Raw genomic sequence first — 19,226 nt, 5'->3', positions numbered from 1 at the left:
CTATTTCGCCCCCTCCTTGGTTGCAAACGCTTATTACTATTGTAACAACTACCAATCCACAACTGTATTGGGTTTTACAGGGGAATCTGAAAAAAATTATGTCCTAATCCCTCAACTTATCTGAATAATTGTATCAAGCCAAAACAGTCAAATTAACATGTGACTGTTTTTTATTTTGTGCTAATCCACTTAGTTGAATAACCTCTATCATTACGTATCTTTAAAATAATACTCTCTAAGTATATATAGTTATCAAAATATACATAACATTCAGTATTGACAACATATTATATAACAACATATAATATGTTGTATTAAGCCGAAAGAATAAGGGAGGCTAAAAATGAATGAGCGATAAGCTTTTTTCAGTCTATTAAATTTGATTGGGAGTAATCGAATGAACTAACTGAACTATTAAACGAATGGAGGAATTACTGATGAAGCTAGGTTTAATCCCGAAACTATTGATAGGATTATTGCTTGGAATCGTTGTCGGGATTTATGCTCCTCAATGGTTGACGAGTATTACAGAAACGGGAAGAGTGATTTTGGGCAACTTGATTAAGTTCTTTATTCCGCTAATCATCTTTAGTTTCATAGCTGCTAGTATTGCGCAATTAAAAGAAAGTGCAGGGAAATTACTTTCAGTGACGGTTGGATTATCTTATATAGATACTGTCATCGCTTGTACCATAGCGGCTGTTACTTCATATATTGTCATTCCTGGATTTGTTAATGGGAGATCATTTTCGGAGACTACAGCTAAAGTAATTGGAGAGCCAATTGTAGAAATTGCTTTTCCACCGCTTATGGATATCATGTCAGCTTTAGTTTTAGCGATAGTGATTGGACTGGCAGCAAGTTGGGGCAAATCGAGAATTATTGCAGACGTAGTTGATGAGTTAAAAGGAATTATTGATGTGGTAATTAGGAGATTCATGATTCCAATTATCCCGATTTTTATTTTTTGTATCTTTGTAGGGATCTCGGCAAAAGGGGAGCTTTCAGGTGCTATAGCAGTTTTTGGAAAGATGTTATTGTTAATTATCATCTTACAACTTATCTGGTTGGTAATTGAATATACAGTTGCTGGTATTATTTCGAAATCCAATCCATTAACCGCGCTCAAGTGCATGTTGCCGGCTTATATTACCGCAATGGGTACGATGTCGAGTGCTGCTACTATGCCAATCTCTTTAAGACAAGCAAAGACTATTCCAGGGATGGATAAAAAAATAGCAGACTTCGTAATGCCATTATGTGCAAATATTCATTCTGCCGGTGCGGCACTTACACTAACGATTAGTGCAATTACAGTTTCCGTTTTAACGCAAGGAGCGTTGCCACCGGTTAGTTTAATCATTGTATTTATCATCGTTTTGGGTATTGTTTTAACGGGGGCTGCAGGTGTCCCAGGTGGTTCGGTTTTAGCAACGCTTGGAATATTACAGTCTATCTTAGGTTTCGATGAAGTAGGACTTGGATTAATGTTAGCACTATTTATGGTACAAGATACATTTGGTACAGCTACAAACATCACTGGAGACGGAGCGTTGGCGTTAATTGTAAACAGATTCTTCGGAAAAAAAGAGAATGAGGTAGAAGTTTTGGAGGGGGATTTACATGTCACTAGCGAGAGTAATTGATTTAAGAAGCGACACGGTTACTTTACCAAAGGCAGAAATGATTGAAGCAATCCGGAATGCGCCTTTAGGAGATTCTATTATGGGAGAAGATCCTACCGTCAACCAATTGGAAAAAAAGGCGGCTGAACTGTTAGGAATGGAAGCAGCATTATTGGTTACCTCGGGAACAATGGCTAACCAAATCACGTTGATGAGTCTCTGTAATCGGGGAGAAGAAGTGATTATGGGAGAAGATTCGCATATCTATACTCTAGAAGGTGCAGCCGCAGCTGTAGTAGCTCAAGTACAAATTCGTACGATTGAAGTTCCAGATGGAATTTACGATGCAAGCAAAATAGAGAGTCGTATTCAAACTGGAGATATTCAAAGACCGAAAACTAGTTTAATTTGTCTAGAGAATACGTATAATCTGAACAAGGGTCAAATTGTATCTCTTGAAAACATGAAAGAGATAAGAGCGGTTGCTAATAAACATTCCATTCCAGTCTATTTAGATGGCGCACGTCTTTTCAACGCAGCGATTGAGTTGGGAGTTACCCCGGATGTAATATGCCGGGAAGTGGATGCTGTGCAATTTTGTTTAACGAAAGGGCTTGGGTGTCCAATCGGCTCGATTTTGGCGGGAACAAAAGAGTTTATCGAAACAGCAACAATTAACCGTCAAAGACTTGGTGGAGGAATGCGTCAAGCTGGAATAATTGCAGCACCTGCCATTTATGCATTAGATCATATGATCGATCGACTTTCAGAAGATCATAAAAAAGCAAAGCTATTAGCTGCAAGTCTTTCAACAGTAGATGGGATTAAAATTCAAGCAGAAGACGTACAAACTAACATCGTTTCACCTGTAATTTCACACGAGGACTGGGATTCAAAACTGTTGATTGAATTTTTATCTACTAAAGGAATTAAAGTGAAGAATATTGGAGAAAAACAGGTACGGATGGTTGTACATTATCAAATTACGGATGAAGATATTCAATTCGTTGTAAGCGCTTTCAAAGAATTTTCTTCAAGCGTTCAAATAAAAACTACAGTTCACTGAATGAATAATAAAATATGCCCTTTTCAAGTAAATTGTGAAAAGGGCTATTTGAATATAAAATGAGGGAAAGGGAAAATATACGATATACTAATATGGCAATAGAAAAAATCAGATTTATCCTGTTGGTTTTTTCTATTAGAAAATTTGTTGGGGTTGGTACTATTGACTGTATCTAGAGATAATCCAATTGCCATGTATCTTCAGATAGCAAACGTGTTAAAACAGGAAATCTTGAGTGGGATAATAAAGCCTGGCGAGAAAATTGGATCTGAGCGTGAGTTGGAAGAACGATTTCAAGTTAGTAAAATAACGATTCGCAAGGCTGTTGAGATTTTGGGAAAAGAAGGCCTTGTACTTACGAGTCAAGGGAAAGGTACATTTGTAAAACCAAAAAAGGTAGAACAAACGTTAGATCAGTTGCAAAGCCTTTCAGATATTATCAAGAATAGTGGTTACCATCCTCAAGTAAAAATAACAAAACTTGAAATGGTATCTACACTAAATATTTTTTTGCAAGAAAAAGATAGTGAAATCGATTCCCATTGTCTTTATATCGAGCGGCTCCATACCGTAGAGGAATTACCAATAGCTTTTGCGCAAGTATACATACCCTACAATCTGGGAGAAAAATTAACCAAGAATGAATTGGAAAACAACACAATCTATGAATTACTCGAAAACAAGCTAGGTATCACTCTGGGAGAAGCTATTCAATCGATTGAAGCATGCCCAGCGAGTGAGGCGTTAGGGAAAGCGTTGGATGTACCTGAAGGGTCGCCTCTTTTAAAAGCTGAGAGACTAACTTATAGCACTCAGAATAAGCTCATCGAAAAAATCACTTTCTATTATCGATTTGATGAATATGCATTTAAAATCAAATTGAACCGTGCCAATCTAATCCCGATGTGGCCGCCAATCCTTGATAAATGAGGTGATGGGTGCACCACACAATTCTGAGTTGATCCTTCCATGAAAGTTTCATGTTTGCTGAAATAAACATGAAACTTTCGTGCATAGGCACCACACACACAATTACATATTTATAAGGCGTGGATTAGGTATTTACTTTAATATCTAATCTTCTTTGTATTTTCACGCAATTGGGTGAATTGTCTGTTATTGTTTGTTAATAGGTACCGTTTAATTTGCCCAGCTATATTAAGGCTTATCTGCCAATTTTGGTATGCGAAAGTTGAGATAGTAACATATAGCAACTTTGTTTAACATGCTGTATTATCAACTTAAAAGGAGGGATTGTTTTGGTATCATCGAAAGACGTCGCAAAACATGCAGGCGTTTCCCAAACGACTGTTTCACGTGTATTAAACACTCCGGCATCTGTAAAAAAAAACACCCTCGATAAAGTTATGAAAGCGATCAACGATTTACATTACGTACCAAATGGACATGCACGTTCACTTGTTCAAAATAGAACCGGTACGATTGCTCTTATATCAGGGCCACTACATAACCCTTTTTTTGTTGATACAACATCAGCCATTGTCAACTATGCTACTAAAATGGGTTATCGTATGAACGTACAATTCGTAAATGACCAAAAATTACCTGAAGCCTATGCAACTGCTATCGAACATAAAGTAGACGGCGTAATTTTATCTTGTATATTAATCGACGATCCGATATTTGAAAAGCTTAAACGAATGGATATTCCTTTCATTACATATAATCGAAAGCACAAAAACAATGAGTGTTTTGTAGAAATTGATAATTTCGAAGCAGGCTATTTATCGGCAAAACATATGATTGAAAAAGGTCATACAGCCATCGCATGGGTTGGCGGAACATTAAATGTTAGCACATTCAACAACCGTTATCTGGGATTCCTTCAAGCGATGAAAGATTATAAATTATCGTTACCTACACAATATATTTTCAATACAGACACTTCCAAACAAGATATTACTCGTGCTTTTCATGAATTAATGCAGTTGGAACAACGCCCTACTGCCATTTGTGCAGGTGCAGATTCGCTTGCGCTATATTTAATCGACGATGCGATTCGAGAAAAATTATCTGTACCAGAGGACATAAGCATTATTGGAATTGACAATGTAGATTTGAGCAGTTACGGGTTAATCCAGCTAACTACTGTCGGAAGCATTTCTGAGCAAAATCTTGGTTTTTTGGCGATTCAGAAGTTAATTGAAATGATCGAAAATAAAAAAAAGAGTTGCATACAGATTACGGAATCTGTTAAAGTGTTTGATAGAACTACAACTCAGAAAATTTAAAACAAACTTTTATAGGGTTTGTTTTAAATTTTTACCCAAAATGAATACGTAACCATTTCTGTGATATATTCTATAATTTAAAATGGTTACGTATTCATGTATCAAGTTTTTTAGTTTTGTAAGGGGTGTATTTATTAGCAGGGGGGAGAAATAAGTTTATGAAATGGAAAGACCGGAAATATGGGGAAGAATCGCCGTACATACCAGCAGGACCTTTTAAAATTCGCTTACCTTTTATCCATTATCGTTTTGAGTGGCCAGACTATATTCAAGGACTACTTATGTGTGCAGTCGATTTGTCAGCAATACCACTATTAGTATCTTTACTTGGAATGCCGTTTGAAGTAGCTTTAGCAATTGTAATTTTAAACGGGCTTTTCTATTTGACTCACCATTTACTAGGTGACCCAGTTGTGCCAGGCTGGATTACACCAGCTATTCCGTTAATTATACTGTACTGTCAGCAGTTCCCTGAAGGACCCGAACGAGTTCACTCGTTAATCGCTTTCCAGATGACACTTGGATTACTCTCGATATTCCTTGGTGCAACAGGCTTAGCAACAAAAGTAGTTCAATTAATCCCTTCTGCCATGAAAGCAGGTATTATCCTAGGTGCAGGTTTAGCAGCCGTTATTTCTGTATTTCAAATCGGAGGTAAATTCGACGAGTTTCCATGGACAATTACAATTGCAATAGGAATCGGTTTCTACCTTTTATTTTCTAAACATTTTGCTACATTCCAAAAACGTAATCCATTTTTGGGCATAATAGCTAAATTAGGTATCTTCCCAGTTATAATTATCGCAGTTGTAATTGCACCATTATTTGGTGAAGCACCATGGCCAACTATTCAATGGGGCTTCTCATCTCCGGACTTCATTACCCTATGGAGTGAATACACAATATTTGGTTTAGGTTTACCCCCACTAATGATGTTCGTTACTGGATTGCCAACGGTTTTGGCAGCTTACATCGTGCTATTCGGTGATGTATTACAAAGTAAAGCATTAATTGCCGATGGTGCAGCAGCGCGTCCTGATGAAAAAGTTGAGTATCTGCCAAGTCGAGCACACTTAATTTTCGGTTTGCGTAACAGTTTCATGAGTATTTTAGGTCCAGACGTTACAATGTCTGGTCCGAACTGGACGGCAATGCAAGTAGTAATGATTGAGCGTTATAAAAAAGGACGTAAAGCAATGGATTCGTTCTTCGGAGGAATCGGATCATTCCGTTGGGGTACGAATACAGGTTTAGCCTTACTACCAATCGTTAGCTTAGTACAACCAATTTTAGGTGTTGCTTTAGCGTTAACTATGTTAATTCAAGGTTACGTAAGTGTGAAAGTTGGTGTACTTGAAGCGCGCAGCCAAACTGATTTAGGTATTGCAGGCATTATCGCTGCTGTTCTTTGCATCAAGGGTGCTACATGGGCATTTGCTGTGGGTATTTTGCTTTGCTTATTAATTTACGGTAAAAATTTCTTCAAAGGAGAAGTTGACAATACATTTTCCAAAGATCAACAATCAGATACAGAAAAAACATAAAAAGAAAGGATGATTCGATGAACAAGCAATATTACGTAAATGGTGAATGGAAGTCTTCAGAAAAAAATGCGGAACTAAATTCGCCACACACAAAAGAAGTCATTGCATACATTCCACAAGCGACTCGTGAAGAGGTAGAACAAGTGATCAAGGTGGCTGACGCTGCAAAAAAACAAATGGCAGAACTCACTGCCTATGAGCGTGCGGCCATTTTGGAGCATATCGCTCAATTACTTGCCGACAATCGTCAAAAAGCAGCTGAATTAATTTCGTTAGAAGCTGCAAAACCCATTAAGTATGCATTAGGTGAAATTGACCGCACAATTGAAACATATAAATTTGCAGCAGAAGAAGCAAAACGATTGACTGGCGAAATGATTCCGATGGACGCCGCGAAAAACGGAGCAAATCGCTTTGGATACACAATTGAACAGCCGATAGGAGTAATCGGGGCCATTACACCTTTCAACTTCCCACAAAATTTAGTTGCACATAAAGTAGGTCCTGCAATTGCAGCTGGTAACACAATTGTTTTGAAGCCAGCATCACAAACTCCCCTTTCAGCACTGTTTTTAGCTGAATTGGTTGACCAAACAGCTTTACCTAAAGGTGCCTTCAATGTCATTACAGGTAGTGGTAAAACGGTTGGTGATGCTTTAGTTGAAAGCGACAAAGTGAAAATGATTACGTTCACTGGTAGTCCTGTTGTTGGCATCGGAATTCGCAATAAGGCAGGTTTGAAAAAAGTTGCACTTGAGTTAGGGTCAAACGCTGGGTTAATTATCGACAAAGGTGTTGATTTATCTCAAATTGTACCTAAATGTGTCATGGGTGCCTTCTCAAACCAAGGTCAAGTTTGTATTTCCCTGCAGCGTACGTATGTAATGGATGAATTATTTGAGGAATTTATCAAACAATTTACTGAAACAACAAAGCAACTTGTTATTGGAAGCCCATTCGATGAATCGACGGATATTTCTGCAATGATTAATCCTAGTGAGCAAGAGCGTGCTATGAATTGGGTGGAAGAAGCAGTTCAAAACGGGGCTGAAATTGTAACAGGAGGCATAACTGAAAATGGAGTTTTCATGCCAACGATTCTGACGAATGTATCATCCACTTCTAAAGTTTCTTGCCAGGAAGTATTTGCACCAATCGTCGTAGTTAACCGTATTTCATCCGTTGAAGAAGGTATCGCAGCGATTAATGATTCAAACTACGGTCTTCAAGCAGGTATATTTACGAACGATATCCAAACAGCTTTCCGTGCTTCTAAACAACTAGAAGTTGGCGGTGTCATGATTAATGATATTCCAACATACCGCGTGGACCAAATGCCATACGGTGGAGTGAAAGAAAGTGGTACAGGTAAAGAAGGCTTAAAATACGCAATTTGTGAAATGACAGAAACAAAATTAGTAGTTTGGAATCACAATTAAGGAGTGAACAGCATGTCTGAAAAAATTACATTCACACCAATTAGTTATACCGGCTGGGATTCACTATCTCACCTAATAGAAGAAGTAAATCGCTTTAACGTGAAAAAAATTCTTGTAATTACAGATCCATTTTTAAAAGATATCGGATTAACTAATAAAGTCGTAGAACCTCTAGAAACCGCTGGCTACTCAACTGAAGTTTATACAGACGTCGTACCCGAACCACCGTTAGCAATTGGTGAAAAGTTAGTTGCATATACGCGTGATAACGAATTTGATATGGTTATCGGTATTGGTGGCGGTAGTGCATTAGATTTAACAAAGCTCGCAGGTGTATTAGCATCGCATGAAGGTAACGTGGCTGATTATTTAAATTTAACTGGAACAAAACAAATTACAAAAAAAGGGCTTCCTACAATCTTAATCCCGACTACTTCAGGTACAGGCTCAGAAGTAACGAATATTTCTGTATTATCACTGGAGACAACAAAAGACGTTGTAACACACGATTACTTATTAGCAGATGTGGCAATCGTAGATCCTGCTTTAACCATCTCTTTACCACCCAAAGTAACCGCTGCTACGGGTGTCGATGCACTAACTCATGCAGTGGAAGCTTATATCTCGAAAAATGCGAGCCCTATTTCTGATGCACTTGCTTTACAAGCAGTTCGCTTAATCAGTAATGCTATCCGTACTGCAGTATCGAACGGTGAAGACAAACAAGCTCGCACGGATATGAGCTACGGAAGCTATCTTGCTGGTCTTGCATTCTTCAATGCAGGAGTTGCCGGCGTTCATGCATTAGCTTATCCGATTGGTGGTCAATTCCACATCGCACATGGAGACTCAAACGCCGTATTACTTCCGTATGTAATGGGTTATATTCGCCAAAGCTGTGAAAAACGTATGAAAGATATTTACGATGCTATGGGCTTTAGCTCTGCCAATATTTCACAAGAAGAAGCTTCTTATAAATGTGTTGCAGAATTAAAACGTTTAGTAGAAGACGTGAACATTCCATCCACATTAAAAGGCTTTAATGTTACAGAAGAAGCACTAGAGAGCCTAACAAATGACGCGATTGAGCAAAAACGTATTTTAGCGCGTAGCCCAATGCCTTTAGGAAAAGACGATATTTACACAATTTATAAAGCAGCTTTTGACGGGATTATTGTTGAAAAAAAATAACTTTATAAAAAGGAATAACTCATCTGAGCGGTCAACGCGAGGATGGGTTATTTTTTATGCTGAAATGAAAGCCTCGATTGTTCCAAATAGTTCTCGTGAAAGGGCGAAAATACTTCAGCCAATGTGGAGCATCCAGCTAATTCTTAGCCTTCCTGTCAATGACTTTTTTTCAATCCGCTACTGTGTACCCTTCACTAAAATACCCTTTCACCAATTGTGCAGTCGTCTCCGAAAACGCTTTAAATTGCTTGCAAGCTAAGGCATTCAAATAATCAATGACAGACACAACGTCGAGATCGTTCTCGACAAGTTCTTTTTTAATACTTTTATTCTTTTAGGTTATTGCACTTCCTCTTGAGATGATTTTGCCGCCGTCGATGGCGCATGTTGCACCACCTGATATTTCAGCTTTGTATGAACTTTTAATTGTTTTCTGGAGTGCAGGCAGCACCCCCACAATAATTTCAACGATAGTAAAACCCTTCAACGGCTATATCATAATCCATGAAAGCCTCGCTGAATAATGCCTTACCGATGAGTTCCCGCAAAACACCTGAATAATAGCCGGGCAGATTCCGGACTTTTTTCTGTTTCGTTGTTTGAACCGCAATACGAAGGGCTTGCATGGCTAATTGCTCGAACAGTTCTCCTTTGTCTTCGTGAATACTAAATTTCAGCATTTGCAGGGACTGTTTCCGGTAGACGCCGTAAAAGTTGCGTGCTAAATTATTTTCTCCGATTGTTGAAGAAAGAAGAGATTTCATCTTACCAAAAAGTGTAGTAGGCACAATTTCCGGAGGAGACGTTCTTTTAAGGTCTTTAGGTTTTATCGCTTTAGAAAAAAAAGCTTCGGTTTGCGGTTTAGCGAGTTCCACCTTACTGCCAAGAGGCTTTTCAGTACTCTCTGGGGTGTTCAATTTCGACTGGTCATTAGTAGGTTTAATGACGTAAATATTAGCGCCTAGACCGCTCATGACTGGGCGGATATAGTGAATACGTTCGATAATTTCAAGCTTTTCTAATTTGCGAATGGCGCGGCGTACAGTTGCATTGGATTTCTTAATGGCCTTTTCGATTGTTTCGTGTTTCAAGTGTGCAGCGCCGTATTTAACGGAGTAGCGGCGGATCATATCAAGAACAGCCCGCTCGGTTTGATTCATGTCGTTCCAGTTCGTGAGTACGTGTTGCCTTGTTGCTTCGTCTAAATCGTGTTTGTTTGTGAAGTGTGCGTACTCCGTTAGGTAAGTTGTCATAAAGAATATCCCCTTTATTCTTTATATAGAAGGGAATTGAGGTTTAGGGGACAACAATGTGAAAAAAGTTTTTGGTTCGACAATTTTGGGAAACGGAAATTGCTTAGAAAAGAAGGTAATCTTTTGAAACTAGCGAACTGTACCCTGAATCACGGACACTTTGAAAAAAAATTCCCGATTCGGGATTTTTGTATGGTAAGCGTCAAATATTCGTCATTGTGTATGACACAACGCTAGTGTTGTTGCACAGATACTGATTTTTAATATACAGAAAGCTTTTCTTGCTTTTATTATTTACCTGATATATACTTAAATTAACGGTTTGGTAATTGTTAATTGAGTAGAAGGTTTTTGATTTTTAAGCAAAGGAGATGAAATCAGATGTCCAAATTTAAAACTGAAGAAGATGCACTACAAAATTATGATTCGAGTCAGTACAGAACGCCGGATGGCTATACAAGTGATATTGCGATATTTACGTTAATCCCAAATGAGGAATTGACTGTTGGAAGTGAATCAACCTCTCATCACTCATTAGCTTTGATGTTGATTAAGCGGGCAGCGTTCGATGCAGAAGGTGAACCTAACATCGAAGGCGGAAAATGGGCTTTACCAGGAGGGTTTATCCATCCAGAAGAAACAGCTTACGAAGCGGCTAAGCGGGAACTAAAAGAAGAAACAGGTGTAGACGGCATTCACATCGAACATTATGGTGTGTATGACAAATTAGGTAGAGATAAACGCGGATGGATACTATCTAATGCTCATTACGCAATTGTTCCTGAAGAAAACATTAAAAGTAGGGAAGCTGCTGATGATGCAGACGATGTTCAATTATTCACGATCGATAAAGTCTTTACGTTAGATTTGGCTTTTGACCATTACCAAGTGATTAAAGATGCTTTGGAAGCCGTTCGAAAAGATGTGTTTCAAACAACTGTGGTTAAAAACTTTTTAACAGAAGAATTCAAGTTGGAAGATTTGCGCCAGGTGTTGCTTGCGATTATTAATGACCCTGTTGTGAATAGTAAGCCTGCGTTCTTTAGGAAAGCACCAAATCTGCCTTTTATCGTAGAAGCGTTAGACAACAATCAAGTTCCTAAAACAGCAGAACCGACAAGCACTACGAAACGACCATCAAAATTATACCGATTTGTAGATGTAGATATTATCCCTTCGATTTGGCGCTAAATTTGAGAGTCAATGAAACATGGATGCCTTCTGTTGCAGGCAGTAAGGTGTCCCAAATCTATCGTAAATCAAAGAAACGATAGTAATTTTTATTTTTCTGTATAACAATTAACAAATCAGGAATTGTTAATTTAATTCAAACCTAAAGGAGTGTGTTGAAAATGATGAAAACTAAATTTGAGGAAATCGTTGATGTTTCAAGGGTAGGAAGTGAGAATACGAAGGGATTCAATGAATTAATGGTTCTTGCGAATGCGGAGAAAATTACACCTTCAAGAGAAGATGTTGAAAAAGTGTTGTTTATGGGGATTGATTTTCAAAATGACTTTATGGAAAACGGAGAATTAGGTGTCCCAAATTCCCATAAGGATGTTGAACGGGTAACTAAGTTCCTTTATCAAAACCTAGATAAGGTGACGACGATTGCCTTGTCGTTAGATACACATGAATTGCATCAACTATTCCATCCGAGTTGGTGGGTAGATGGAGAAGGAAATCATCCTGTTCCATTTACAGTCATCACAAGAGAAGATGTTGAACAAGGAAAATGGATGGCTGTAGAACAACAACAAGAAAGCTTGGCATACATTATTCAGTTGGAGCGTTTAGGGAAAAAACAATTGGTGATATGGCCTTATCATTGCATTGAAGGGACATATGGCGCAGCCTTAGAAGGACAGTTTTCGAATATGGTTCACTATCATTCCGTGATACGGCAGTCTACCATACAAAAGATTGTGAAAGGGCAAGACCCATTAAGCGAAATGTACGGAATCATTAAACCGGAGTATGCTAAAACAGACGGAACAAATTATGCGTTTCTTCACTCCTTACTCGCTTACGATAAAATTGTTATCGCTGGGGAAGCAAAATCTCACTGTGTATTGGAATCCGTTCGGCAGATCGTCGAGTACTACGGTGACAAGCATGAATTGCCAGCAAAGATTTATTTGTTGGATGACTGCATGAGTCCCATCCCTGGATTTGAAGAAGCAACAGAACATGCATTGCAAGAACTTCAAAGGATTTATGGCATTCATATTGTGACATCAACCGAATTGATGTTGTGAAAACGAACAAAATACGGCTGTTTGTACAATAAAACAGGCGGCACTATTAAAGAGGAGGAAAAGTAAATGACTAAAAAATATCAAGATGATGGGCTGGCACTACACACGGATTTGTACCAAATTAACATGGCGGAAACGTATTGGGAAGATAATATGCATAACAAACGAGCAGTGTTTGAACTCTATTTCCGCAAGTTGCCTTTTGAAACAGGTTACGGTATTTTTGCAGGCTTGGAACGAATCATTGAATTTATTCAAGAGTACCGTTTTACGAATAGTGACATTGCTTATTTACGTGAAGAATTGGGTTATGAAGAAGACTTTCTAGCCTATTTGCAAACGGTGCGCTTTAATGGAACGATTCGAGCAATGAAAGAGGGGGAATTGGTTTTCGCGAATGAACCGATTCTACAAGTCGAAGCAAGTTTGGCAGAGGCTCAGTTGATAGAGACAGCTCTCTTGAATATTGTCAATTACCAAACACTCATTGCGACGAAAGCAGCACGTATCAAACAAGTGGCAGGCGAACAAACGGTAATGGAATTTGGAACGCGACGTGCACATGAGTTTGATGCGGCAGTTTGGGGAACAAGGGCGGCGTATATTGCTGGATTTTCCGCAACGAGTAATGTGAGAGCCGGTAAGATGTTTGGAATCCCTGTGGCTGGAACGCACGCACATTCTATGGTTCAAGCGTATAAAGATGAATACAAAGCATTTCATAAGTATGCTCGCCGTCATAAAGAATGTACGTTTTTAGTAGATACCTATGATACGTTGCGGTCAGGTGTTCCGATCGCAATTCAAGTAGCGCAAGAACTGGGAGAAAGCATTAATTTCAACGCGATTCGTTTAGACAGTGGAGACTTGGCTTATTTATCAAAAGAAGCTCGAAAAATGTTGGATAAAGCAGGATTTAGAAAAACGAAAATCGTTGCTTCAAACGACTTAGATGAAAAAACCATTATGAACTTGAAGGCACAAGGAGCAAAAATTGATGAGTGGGGTGTCGGAACAAAAGTGATTACCGCATTTGACCAACCAGCTCTGGGTGCTGTTTATAAATTGGTGGCGATTGAGGATGATAACGGGAATATGGTTGACACCATTAAAATATCTGGAAATCCAGAGAAAGTAACAACGCCTGGATTGAAAAGAGTGTATCGTATTGTGAATAAGGTGAATAATCGTGCTGAAGGTGATTATATTGCTATGATGGATGAGAATCCGCAAGCGGAAGAAAAATTAAAAATGTTTCACCCGACTCATACGTTTATCTCGAAGTTTGTGACGAACTTTGAAGCAATCGAATTACATCAGGACATTTTTGTAGAGGGAGAGCTTGTGTATGTGTCCCCAACTATACAGGAAATTCAAGCGTTTGCTAAAAATAATTTAAACCTCCTGTGGGATGAATATAAGCGTACCTTGAATCCAGAACAGTATCCTGTGGATTTAAGTCAGAAATGTTGGGATAATAAAATGAGAAATATTCGTGAGGAACAAGAAAAAGTACAGAAGCTAAATAGCTAATGAAGAAATACAAAACTTACACGTTGGAGGAATGACTTATGATGCAAAAGAGAGAAAAACTAAAAGCACATCTTCAAGAGCTAAATCCTGGGAAAGACATCAAGAAAATGTTTGAAAAAGGCATGAAAATAGGTATTTACGGTTCATCTTTCGACCCTGTGACCAACGTTCATTTGTGGACAGCCTCAACAGTCGCACATCGTAAAAAATTGGACTATGTTATATTTCTCCCTTCATCGAACAAACGGTTAGATAAACAAGTGCAAACGCAAAACAAGCATCGAGTGGAAATGCTAAAGTTAGCAATTGACAATAATCCTAAATTCATCTTGGATGATTACGAACTAGAAGTATTACCAGGTGATCACTATACGTATTACACAATGGAGTATTTCAAAGAAACGTTCCCAGATGCAGATTTTTATTTCATCATGGGTGCTGATTTGCTGGTGGATATCGGCAAAGGAGAATGGCGATTGGCGGAAGAGTTAATTAGTCGAAATAAATTTATCGTGATGGCTAGAAATGGGATTGACATTCTGAGCACGATTTCGAAATCACCTATTCTACGTAATCATGATGATGGTAGATTCCAATTGTTAGATAAAGGATTAACGATGGAAATAAGTTCGACATATATTCGACAGGAATTTGCAATGGGGGGAGAACCGCAGTATTTATTGCCAGGCTCGTGCTATGAATACATTAAAAATAATGGTCTTTATCAAAAAGTCGTCCGCTGAAAAGTTGAGGAGGATGGGGGCAAGACCTAATATTTTTTGCACTTTTACGCAAATGGTTGAATCATTCGTCATGTTAAATCGCAGAGGTACGGGTAACTCGAATAGACATCGTATTCATACCACGGCCATGTTAAACTAAGAACAGCAGTTGCATAAAGCAGATGGGTGGTTGACACTCCCTTTTTAAAAATGAAAGGCAGACTAAGATCGCCGCGTCCTGCGGCAACGTCTGCATGACCCACGTCGTGTGGGCCCGTGTTATAGATGATGGTAACTTTTGAAGCTATGAATATGCTGTTTCAATTCGGTATATTCCTTGCTGCAGCATTAACAGCCGTTGTAGCGATAGTAGTGGCTATAGTTATCACAAATCAAAAAAAGTAACCGCCCATTACCTTTCCAGAGGATAATCGTGGGGGTTACTTCTTTTTTACACACTCTTATTTGTTACCTTTGGTCAACCGCTCTCAAGCGGTGTGTGACTGTGATTAGCTGGACGTTTCTCAGACGTTCAGCTTTTCTTATTATAGGGCGATTATATCATATTCATACGTGAAACATCTACAAAAGTCTATCATTTCATTTATTAAAGAAGGATTAACCCCATTAAATCTAATTCACCTTTTTACGGTTATTTGAAGCGGTGTGTAATTTCAAAACTTACTTGTTTCTGTCTCTATACGATTTTCGTCTGAATGAGTATATCAGCTGCTGGTGCAACTGGAAGAGGAGAAGATATTGATATAAACCAGTGTTTTATCGCAAGTAGTAAAAAAAGAATAAGGTTATCTAGAGAATCAAGGAAACAAATAATTCGCCAATTAAATTTCCGAAAGAAGCGGGTAATAACTATTGAAGTGAAAGCACAACTTGTTTTTTTGTAGTAGCCTCGAACGCGATACTGATAAATCAGCTGTGCAAATGAAATTTGTAAAACCACCCACTGTCAACATACATCTAGCCCTATAAGGATACTAAGAAGTCGTTAACTAGGAGGAAACAACATGGATCAAGACCAACAAGAACAGAAGCAACACCTTGAACAACAGCTTCAATGGACCAAGGAACGGGTTTGTATTTTGGATGAGATGAATGTAAAGCTTCATGAAATGAAAAGGATAGCAGAGTACGCTGTAGAACATACACTTTCAGTAATTGAAATTGAGAGGTTGAATGGTGAACTGGATACATTGAAGAATGAATTCAGTTCTCTGGAAAAACAGCTATACCCTATACTTCACTAGGAGATCAACTCATTTCTGTGGAAGTATAAAAATGAGTACGCTGTGCACCGCACAAGTGCGAGTTTCCAAGTTCAAACGTAATTCGGATAACTAATATGTGATGATAAAATCCGTCAGACGTGCCAATCCTCAAACAGATCATGCTCAGGTGAAGATGTAGTTTATTCTTTAAATGAAAGATATAGCGGCAAAACCAACCAACAATCACGAGGCATACTTCATCTTCTACGCTAATCAGGATAGCAAAACACGGCCCGGAAATGCCAGACCGTGTTTTGATTAAAGATGCCTGAAAAAATGCAGTGCATCACTTATTAATTCACTGTGCACTCAAAACCAACGCTTTACTTTCTTTCTCAAATATACCTGTCAAATGTTCAAGGACCGTTAAATAAACGAGTCCGTTTCCTTCAAGCTTTGGCGACAACCCTAGTGGAACGGTCCTTTTAATTAGCTGGGCGTAGAGCTCTGGTTCTGAAAGTTCTCGGCCGAAACTGTTGTTGACGAATCCTTTGATGAGGGCAAGCGCTCCGGAAACATGGGGGGCAGCCATTGACGTTCCACTTAATGTTGCAAATTTCCCGTTTAAATAAGTAGAGAGGATCTTTTCACCTGGAGCAACTAAATCGATTTCATTGTGAGAGTTGGTGAAATCAGAAGGGCGACGCTCAAGATTTATGGCACCTACACTAATGACTTCGTTATAATAGCCTGGGAAGGCGAATTCGTCTGTTGAATCGTCACCGTCACCTTCGTTTCCAGCTGCACAAACTACGAGTATATTATTAGTTACGGCTTTTTGAATCGCTTCATGAAGTTCAGGCAAATCAGTTGGTCCGCCTAGCGACATAGAGATAATATCCACTTTTTGTTCAATAGCATAATTAATACCGTTGATAATCCAGCCATATTGCCCTGAGCCTTTTCTATTCAATACCTTTACGATCAGCAAACTCGCTTCAGGAGCTACTCCAACTACGCCTATATCGTTCTGTTGTGCAGCAATCGTTCCGGCAACGTGAGTACCATGACCATTGTAATCGAGGTAAATATCAGGATTGCTTCCATCATCGTCCGTAAAGTTCCGTCCGCCTATAATCTGTTCTTGTAAATCGGGGTGTGTACGATCGCATCCTGTATCCAGGATCGCTACCGTGATTCCTTTTCCTTTTGTTTCCTTCCAAATTGCGGGTGCTTGAATTAATGCCACACCCGGTGGAACTTCATTGGCCTCATTCACTTGGAAAACCACTTCATATGGGATTACATGTGCAAAATTCTCCACTATATACCTCCTCGTATGATTAGAAATCTAGTTTAAAAGAGATTTCACCAGCATTTAGTCACAGTTGCAGTGAAGATAGTAAACTATTTGTTTCTATTAGTAGTGCTTGCTACATACTATAATTAAATGGAACGTACTTATTGAATTGTAGTAGGTCCTATATGTGTAACCGTAATCTAGGATTATAACTAAGTACGAAGAAATCTAGACTTGGCTATGAGTCTAGCAGAAAAGTATTGCACTTCCGACGGCAATTCATCATAATATAGAAAATGAGACATAGAATAAAAAAGGACTGGGCGTTTTAGCACTCAGTCCTACACTAGTAAACTGTAAGACAAAATCATGGTCGACGTTGCGCATCGTACGATGGTGTAATGGGTTGGGCAGAAAAAATATTTTGCCGAGAAGAAAGAAGTAATTGTCCACACGTCTGCCGATGGGGGGCGATTACTCCTTTCTTGATAAGAAAAAGATAACTGACAACGACACCGACATAAAAGCAATCCATCCACCAGATAGTGTCATGAGTAAACTTAGTATTTCGTATGTTGTCATTGGTTTTCACCTCCTTTCAATTGGAAGTGCTCAACAATCGGTTATGCATTTTCCGTAAATGAACTGAAATCTAGATGCAATTTCTGTAGGGATAAAAAGTTATATGATTAGCCCTACTATTATGTATATGTACAGTCAGTATGTATATGCTTAATTTTTACAAGAAATGACGGAAAGTTTCTGGGGACTAGCCTTCATACTTTGTGAAGGGAAGATTTACCGCGTTTTTTGATAGCTACCAAAATTTCAGTTATATCATTTGAGCGACATAAAGAAAATCACCGCTTTATATGTAATACCTTTACACTAAGTAAACTTGCTTCCGTAAATGAGTATTAAATATCCATTAAAAACCAAGGATAATTTTAGGTTACCCTCTTGTGCATTATATCACGGACTGATTATTCAGTCTAATCAATAATGAATAGATTAAATAATCGATTCGGAAGCCTTATAAAAGAGGAATTCTCTTTAGCGCATAATCACTAGTGCGGCTGAGATAATAAGAGGGATTTTTCCGTTAGTAGTACATGTTACATATCATGAGTGAATGTTTCTTAACTATTGAGTTGTAGCAAGTCCTAAATACGCATGCTACTGAAAAATAATTGTGTTAAGTTTAATCACTAATCAATGTCTACATATGAAGGTATTTAGGTCAACAAATGCATGTAGGACTGAGTTATTGCGCTCCATCTGGTAATCTATTATATATTTACCAGATATACAAAGAAAGAAGTGTTTGAACATTCAGTCCTATAATGGTAGAATAGGAGATGTACTAATGGTCGATATTGCATATCGTTCGACTGTGTAAATAGTTGGATAGAAAATGCCATTTGACCGAGAAGAAAGAGTAATTGTCCACACGTCTGCCGATGGGGGGGCAGTTACTTCTTTCTTGTTAAGAACACAAATTATGAAATGAAGATCCAGCTCATATAGGATAGAAAAATGAAAAACGTATTGGACAGAAAAATGTCCAATACGTTTTTTTGAATTACTTAAACCTTAAATCGATTAATCCCCTTTATCACTCTTAAGAACCGGATAAAAGCAATGAAAACAGGTTCCGAATGGCTAAAGTAATATAGTGGATTATTATTGGTTTAAAAATTTCTTGAAAACCACTGATAAAGTAACTTTTAAAAAAATGCACTTAGTGTTAGAATAATCACAACTATTAGAATGTGTTCATTTGAACTTGTGAATACATGTATAAATTTAGCGTA

The 19,226-nt window shown here is 38.3% G+C and carries 15 protein-coding genes; 13 read left to right on the top strand and 2 right to left on the bottom strand.

Annotated elements, in window-relative coordinates; genetic code table 11:
- Positions 1-437 precede the first annotated feature (437 nt).
- The 7 genes from MKY15_RS02515 to MKY15_RS02485 all read left to right on the top strand — a co-directional run bounded on the left by MKY15_RS02515 (position 438) and on the right by MKY15_RS02485 (position 9,117).
- Positions 438-1,646 (top strand): cation:dicarboxylase symporter family transporter, encoded by a 1,209-nt coding sequence (locus MKY15_RS02515; RefSeq protein WP_342538875.1) that lies wholly within the window; start codon positions 438-440, stop codon positions 1,644-1,646.
- Positions 1,624-2,691, top strand: coding sequence for a GntG family PLP-dependent aldolase (locus MKY15_RS02510; RefSeq protein ID WP_342538874.1), 1,068 nt, complete (start codon positions 1,624-1,626; stop codon positions 2,689-2,691). The genes MKY15_RS02515 and MKY15_RS02510 overlap by 23 nt, the downstream gene beginning before the upstream one ends.
- Positions 2,692-2,853: 162 nt before the next feature.
- Entirely contained in the window at positions 2,854-3,621 is a 768-nt protein-coding gene (locus MKY15_RS02505; RefSeq protein WP_342538873.1) for a GntR family transcriptional regulator, read from the top strand.
- 329 nt (positions 3,622-3,950) lie between these two features.
- Positions 3,951-4,943, top strand: a complete 993-nt coding sequence (locus MKY15_RS02500; protein ID WP_342538872.1) for a LacI family DNA-binding transcriptional regulator — start codon at positions 3,951-3,953, stop codon at positions 4,941-4,943.
- A 158-nt stretch (positions 4,944-5,101) separates the two neighbouring features.
- Complete coding sequence (locus tag MKY15_RS02495; protein ID WP_342538871.1) at positions 5,102-6,487, top strand: hypothetical protein; 1,386 nt, start codon at positions 5,102-5,104, stop codon at positions 6,485-6,487.
- A gap of 17 nt (positions 6,488-6,504) precedes the next feature.
- Complete coding sequence (locus MKY15_RS02490) at positions 6,505-7,926, top strand: aldehyde dehydrogenase family protein (RefSeq protein ID WP_342538870.1); 1,422 nt, start codon at positions 6,505-6,507, stop codon at positions 7,924-7,926.
- A gap of 12 nt (positions 7,927-7,938) precedes the next feature.
- On the top strand, positions 7,939-9,117 hold the full coding sequence (locus tag MKY15_RS02485; protein ID WP_342538869.1) for an iron-containing alcohol dehydrogenase: 1,179 nt from the start codon (positions 7,939-7,941) through the stop codon (positions 9,115-9,117).
- A gap of 464 nt (positions 9,118-9,581) precedes the next feature.
- Here MKY15_RS02485 and MKY15_RS02480 read toward each other — a convergent pair whose 3' ends face one another.
- On the bottom strand, positions 9,582-10,370 hold the full coding sequence (locus MKY15_RS02480; protein WP_342538868.1) for a helix-turn-helix domain-containing protein: 789 nt from the start codon (positions 10,368-10,370) through the stop codon (positions 9,582-9,584).
- A gap of 381 nt (positions 10,371-10,751) precedes the next feature.
- Between MKY15_RS02480 and MKY15_RS02475 the strand changes: the two genes are divergently transcribed.
- The 6 genes from MKY15_RS02475 to MKY15_RS02450 all read left to right on the top strand — a co-directional run bounded on the left by MKY15_RS02475 (position 10,752) and on the right by MKY15_RS02450 (position 16,151).
- On the top strand, positions 10,752-11,561 hold the full coding sequence (locus MKY15_RS02475; RefSeq protein WP_342538867.1) for an NUDIX domain-containing protein: 810 nt from the start codon (positions 10,752-10,754) through the stop codon (positions 11,559-11,561).
- A gap of 161 nt (positions 11,562-11,722) precedes the next feature.
- Entirely contained in the window at positions 11,723-12,631 is a 909-nt protein-coding gene (locus tag MKY15_RS02470; protein ID WP_342538866.1) for a hypothetical protein, read from the top strand.
- 66 nt (positions 12,632-12,697) lie between these two features.
- The gene (locus tag MKY15_RS02465) at positions 12,698-14,164 is read left to right on the top strand and encodes a nicotinate phosphoribosyltransferase (protein WP_342538865.1); all 1,467 of its coding nucleotides are present in this window, start codon (positions 12,698-12,700) and stop codon (positions 14,162-14,164) included.
- Between the two features lie 107 nt (positions 14,165-14,271).
- The gene (gene nadD / locus MKY15_RS02460; protein WP_342539695.1) at positions 14,272-14,907 is read left to right on the top strand and encodes a nicotinate (nicotinamide) nucleotide adenylyltransferase; all 636 of its coding nucleotides are present in this window, start codon (positions 14,272-14,274) and stop codon (positions 14,905-14,907) included.
- 264 nt (positions 14,908-15,171) lie between these two features.
- Positions 15,172-15,291, top strand: coding sequence for a putative holin-like toxin (locus tag MKY15_RS02455; protein ID WP_342538864.1), 120 nt, complete (start codon positions 15,172-15,174; stop codon positions 15,289-15,291).
- Positions 15,292-15,911: 620 nt separating this feature from the next.
- Positions 15,912-16,151: a hypothetical protein gene (locus tag MKY15_RS02450; RefSeq protein ID WP_067212000.1), complete on the top strand. Its 240-nt coding sequence runs from the start codon at positions 15,912-15,914 to the stop codon at positions 16,149-16,151.
- 319 nt (positions 16,152-16,470) lie between these two features.
- Here MKY15_RS02450 and MKY15_RS02445 read toward each other — a convergent pair whose 3' ends face one another.
- Positions 16,471-17,436 carry a S8 family peptidase gene (locus MKY15_RS02445; RefSeq protein WP_342538863.1) on the bottom strand — a complete coding sequence of 322 codons (966 nt, stop codon included), beginning with the start codon at positions 17,434-17,436 and terminating at the stop codon, positions 16,471-16,473.
- Positions 17,437-19,226 lie beyond the last annotated feature (1,790 nt).

The organism is Sporosarcina sp. FSL K6-1540 (assembly GCF_038620285.1).
GTDB lineage: Bacteria > Bacillota > Bacilli > Bacillales_A > Planococcaceae > Sporosarcina > Sporosarcina psychrophila.
This window is presented reverse-complemented; position numbering and strand designations above follow the sequence as displayed.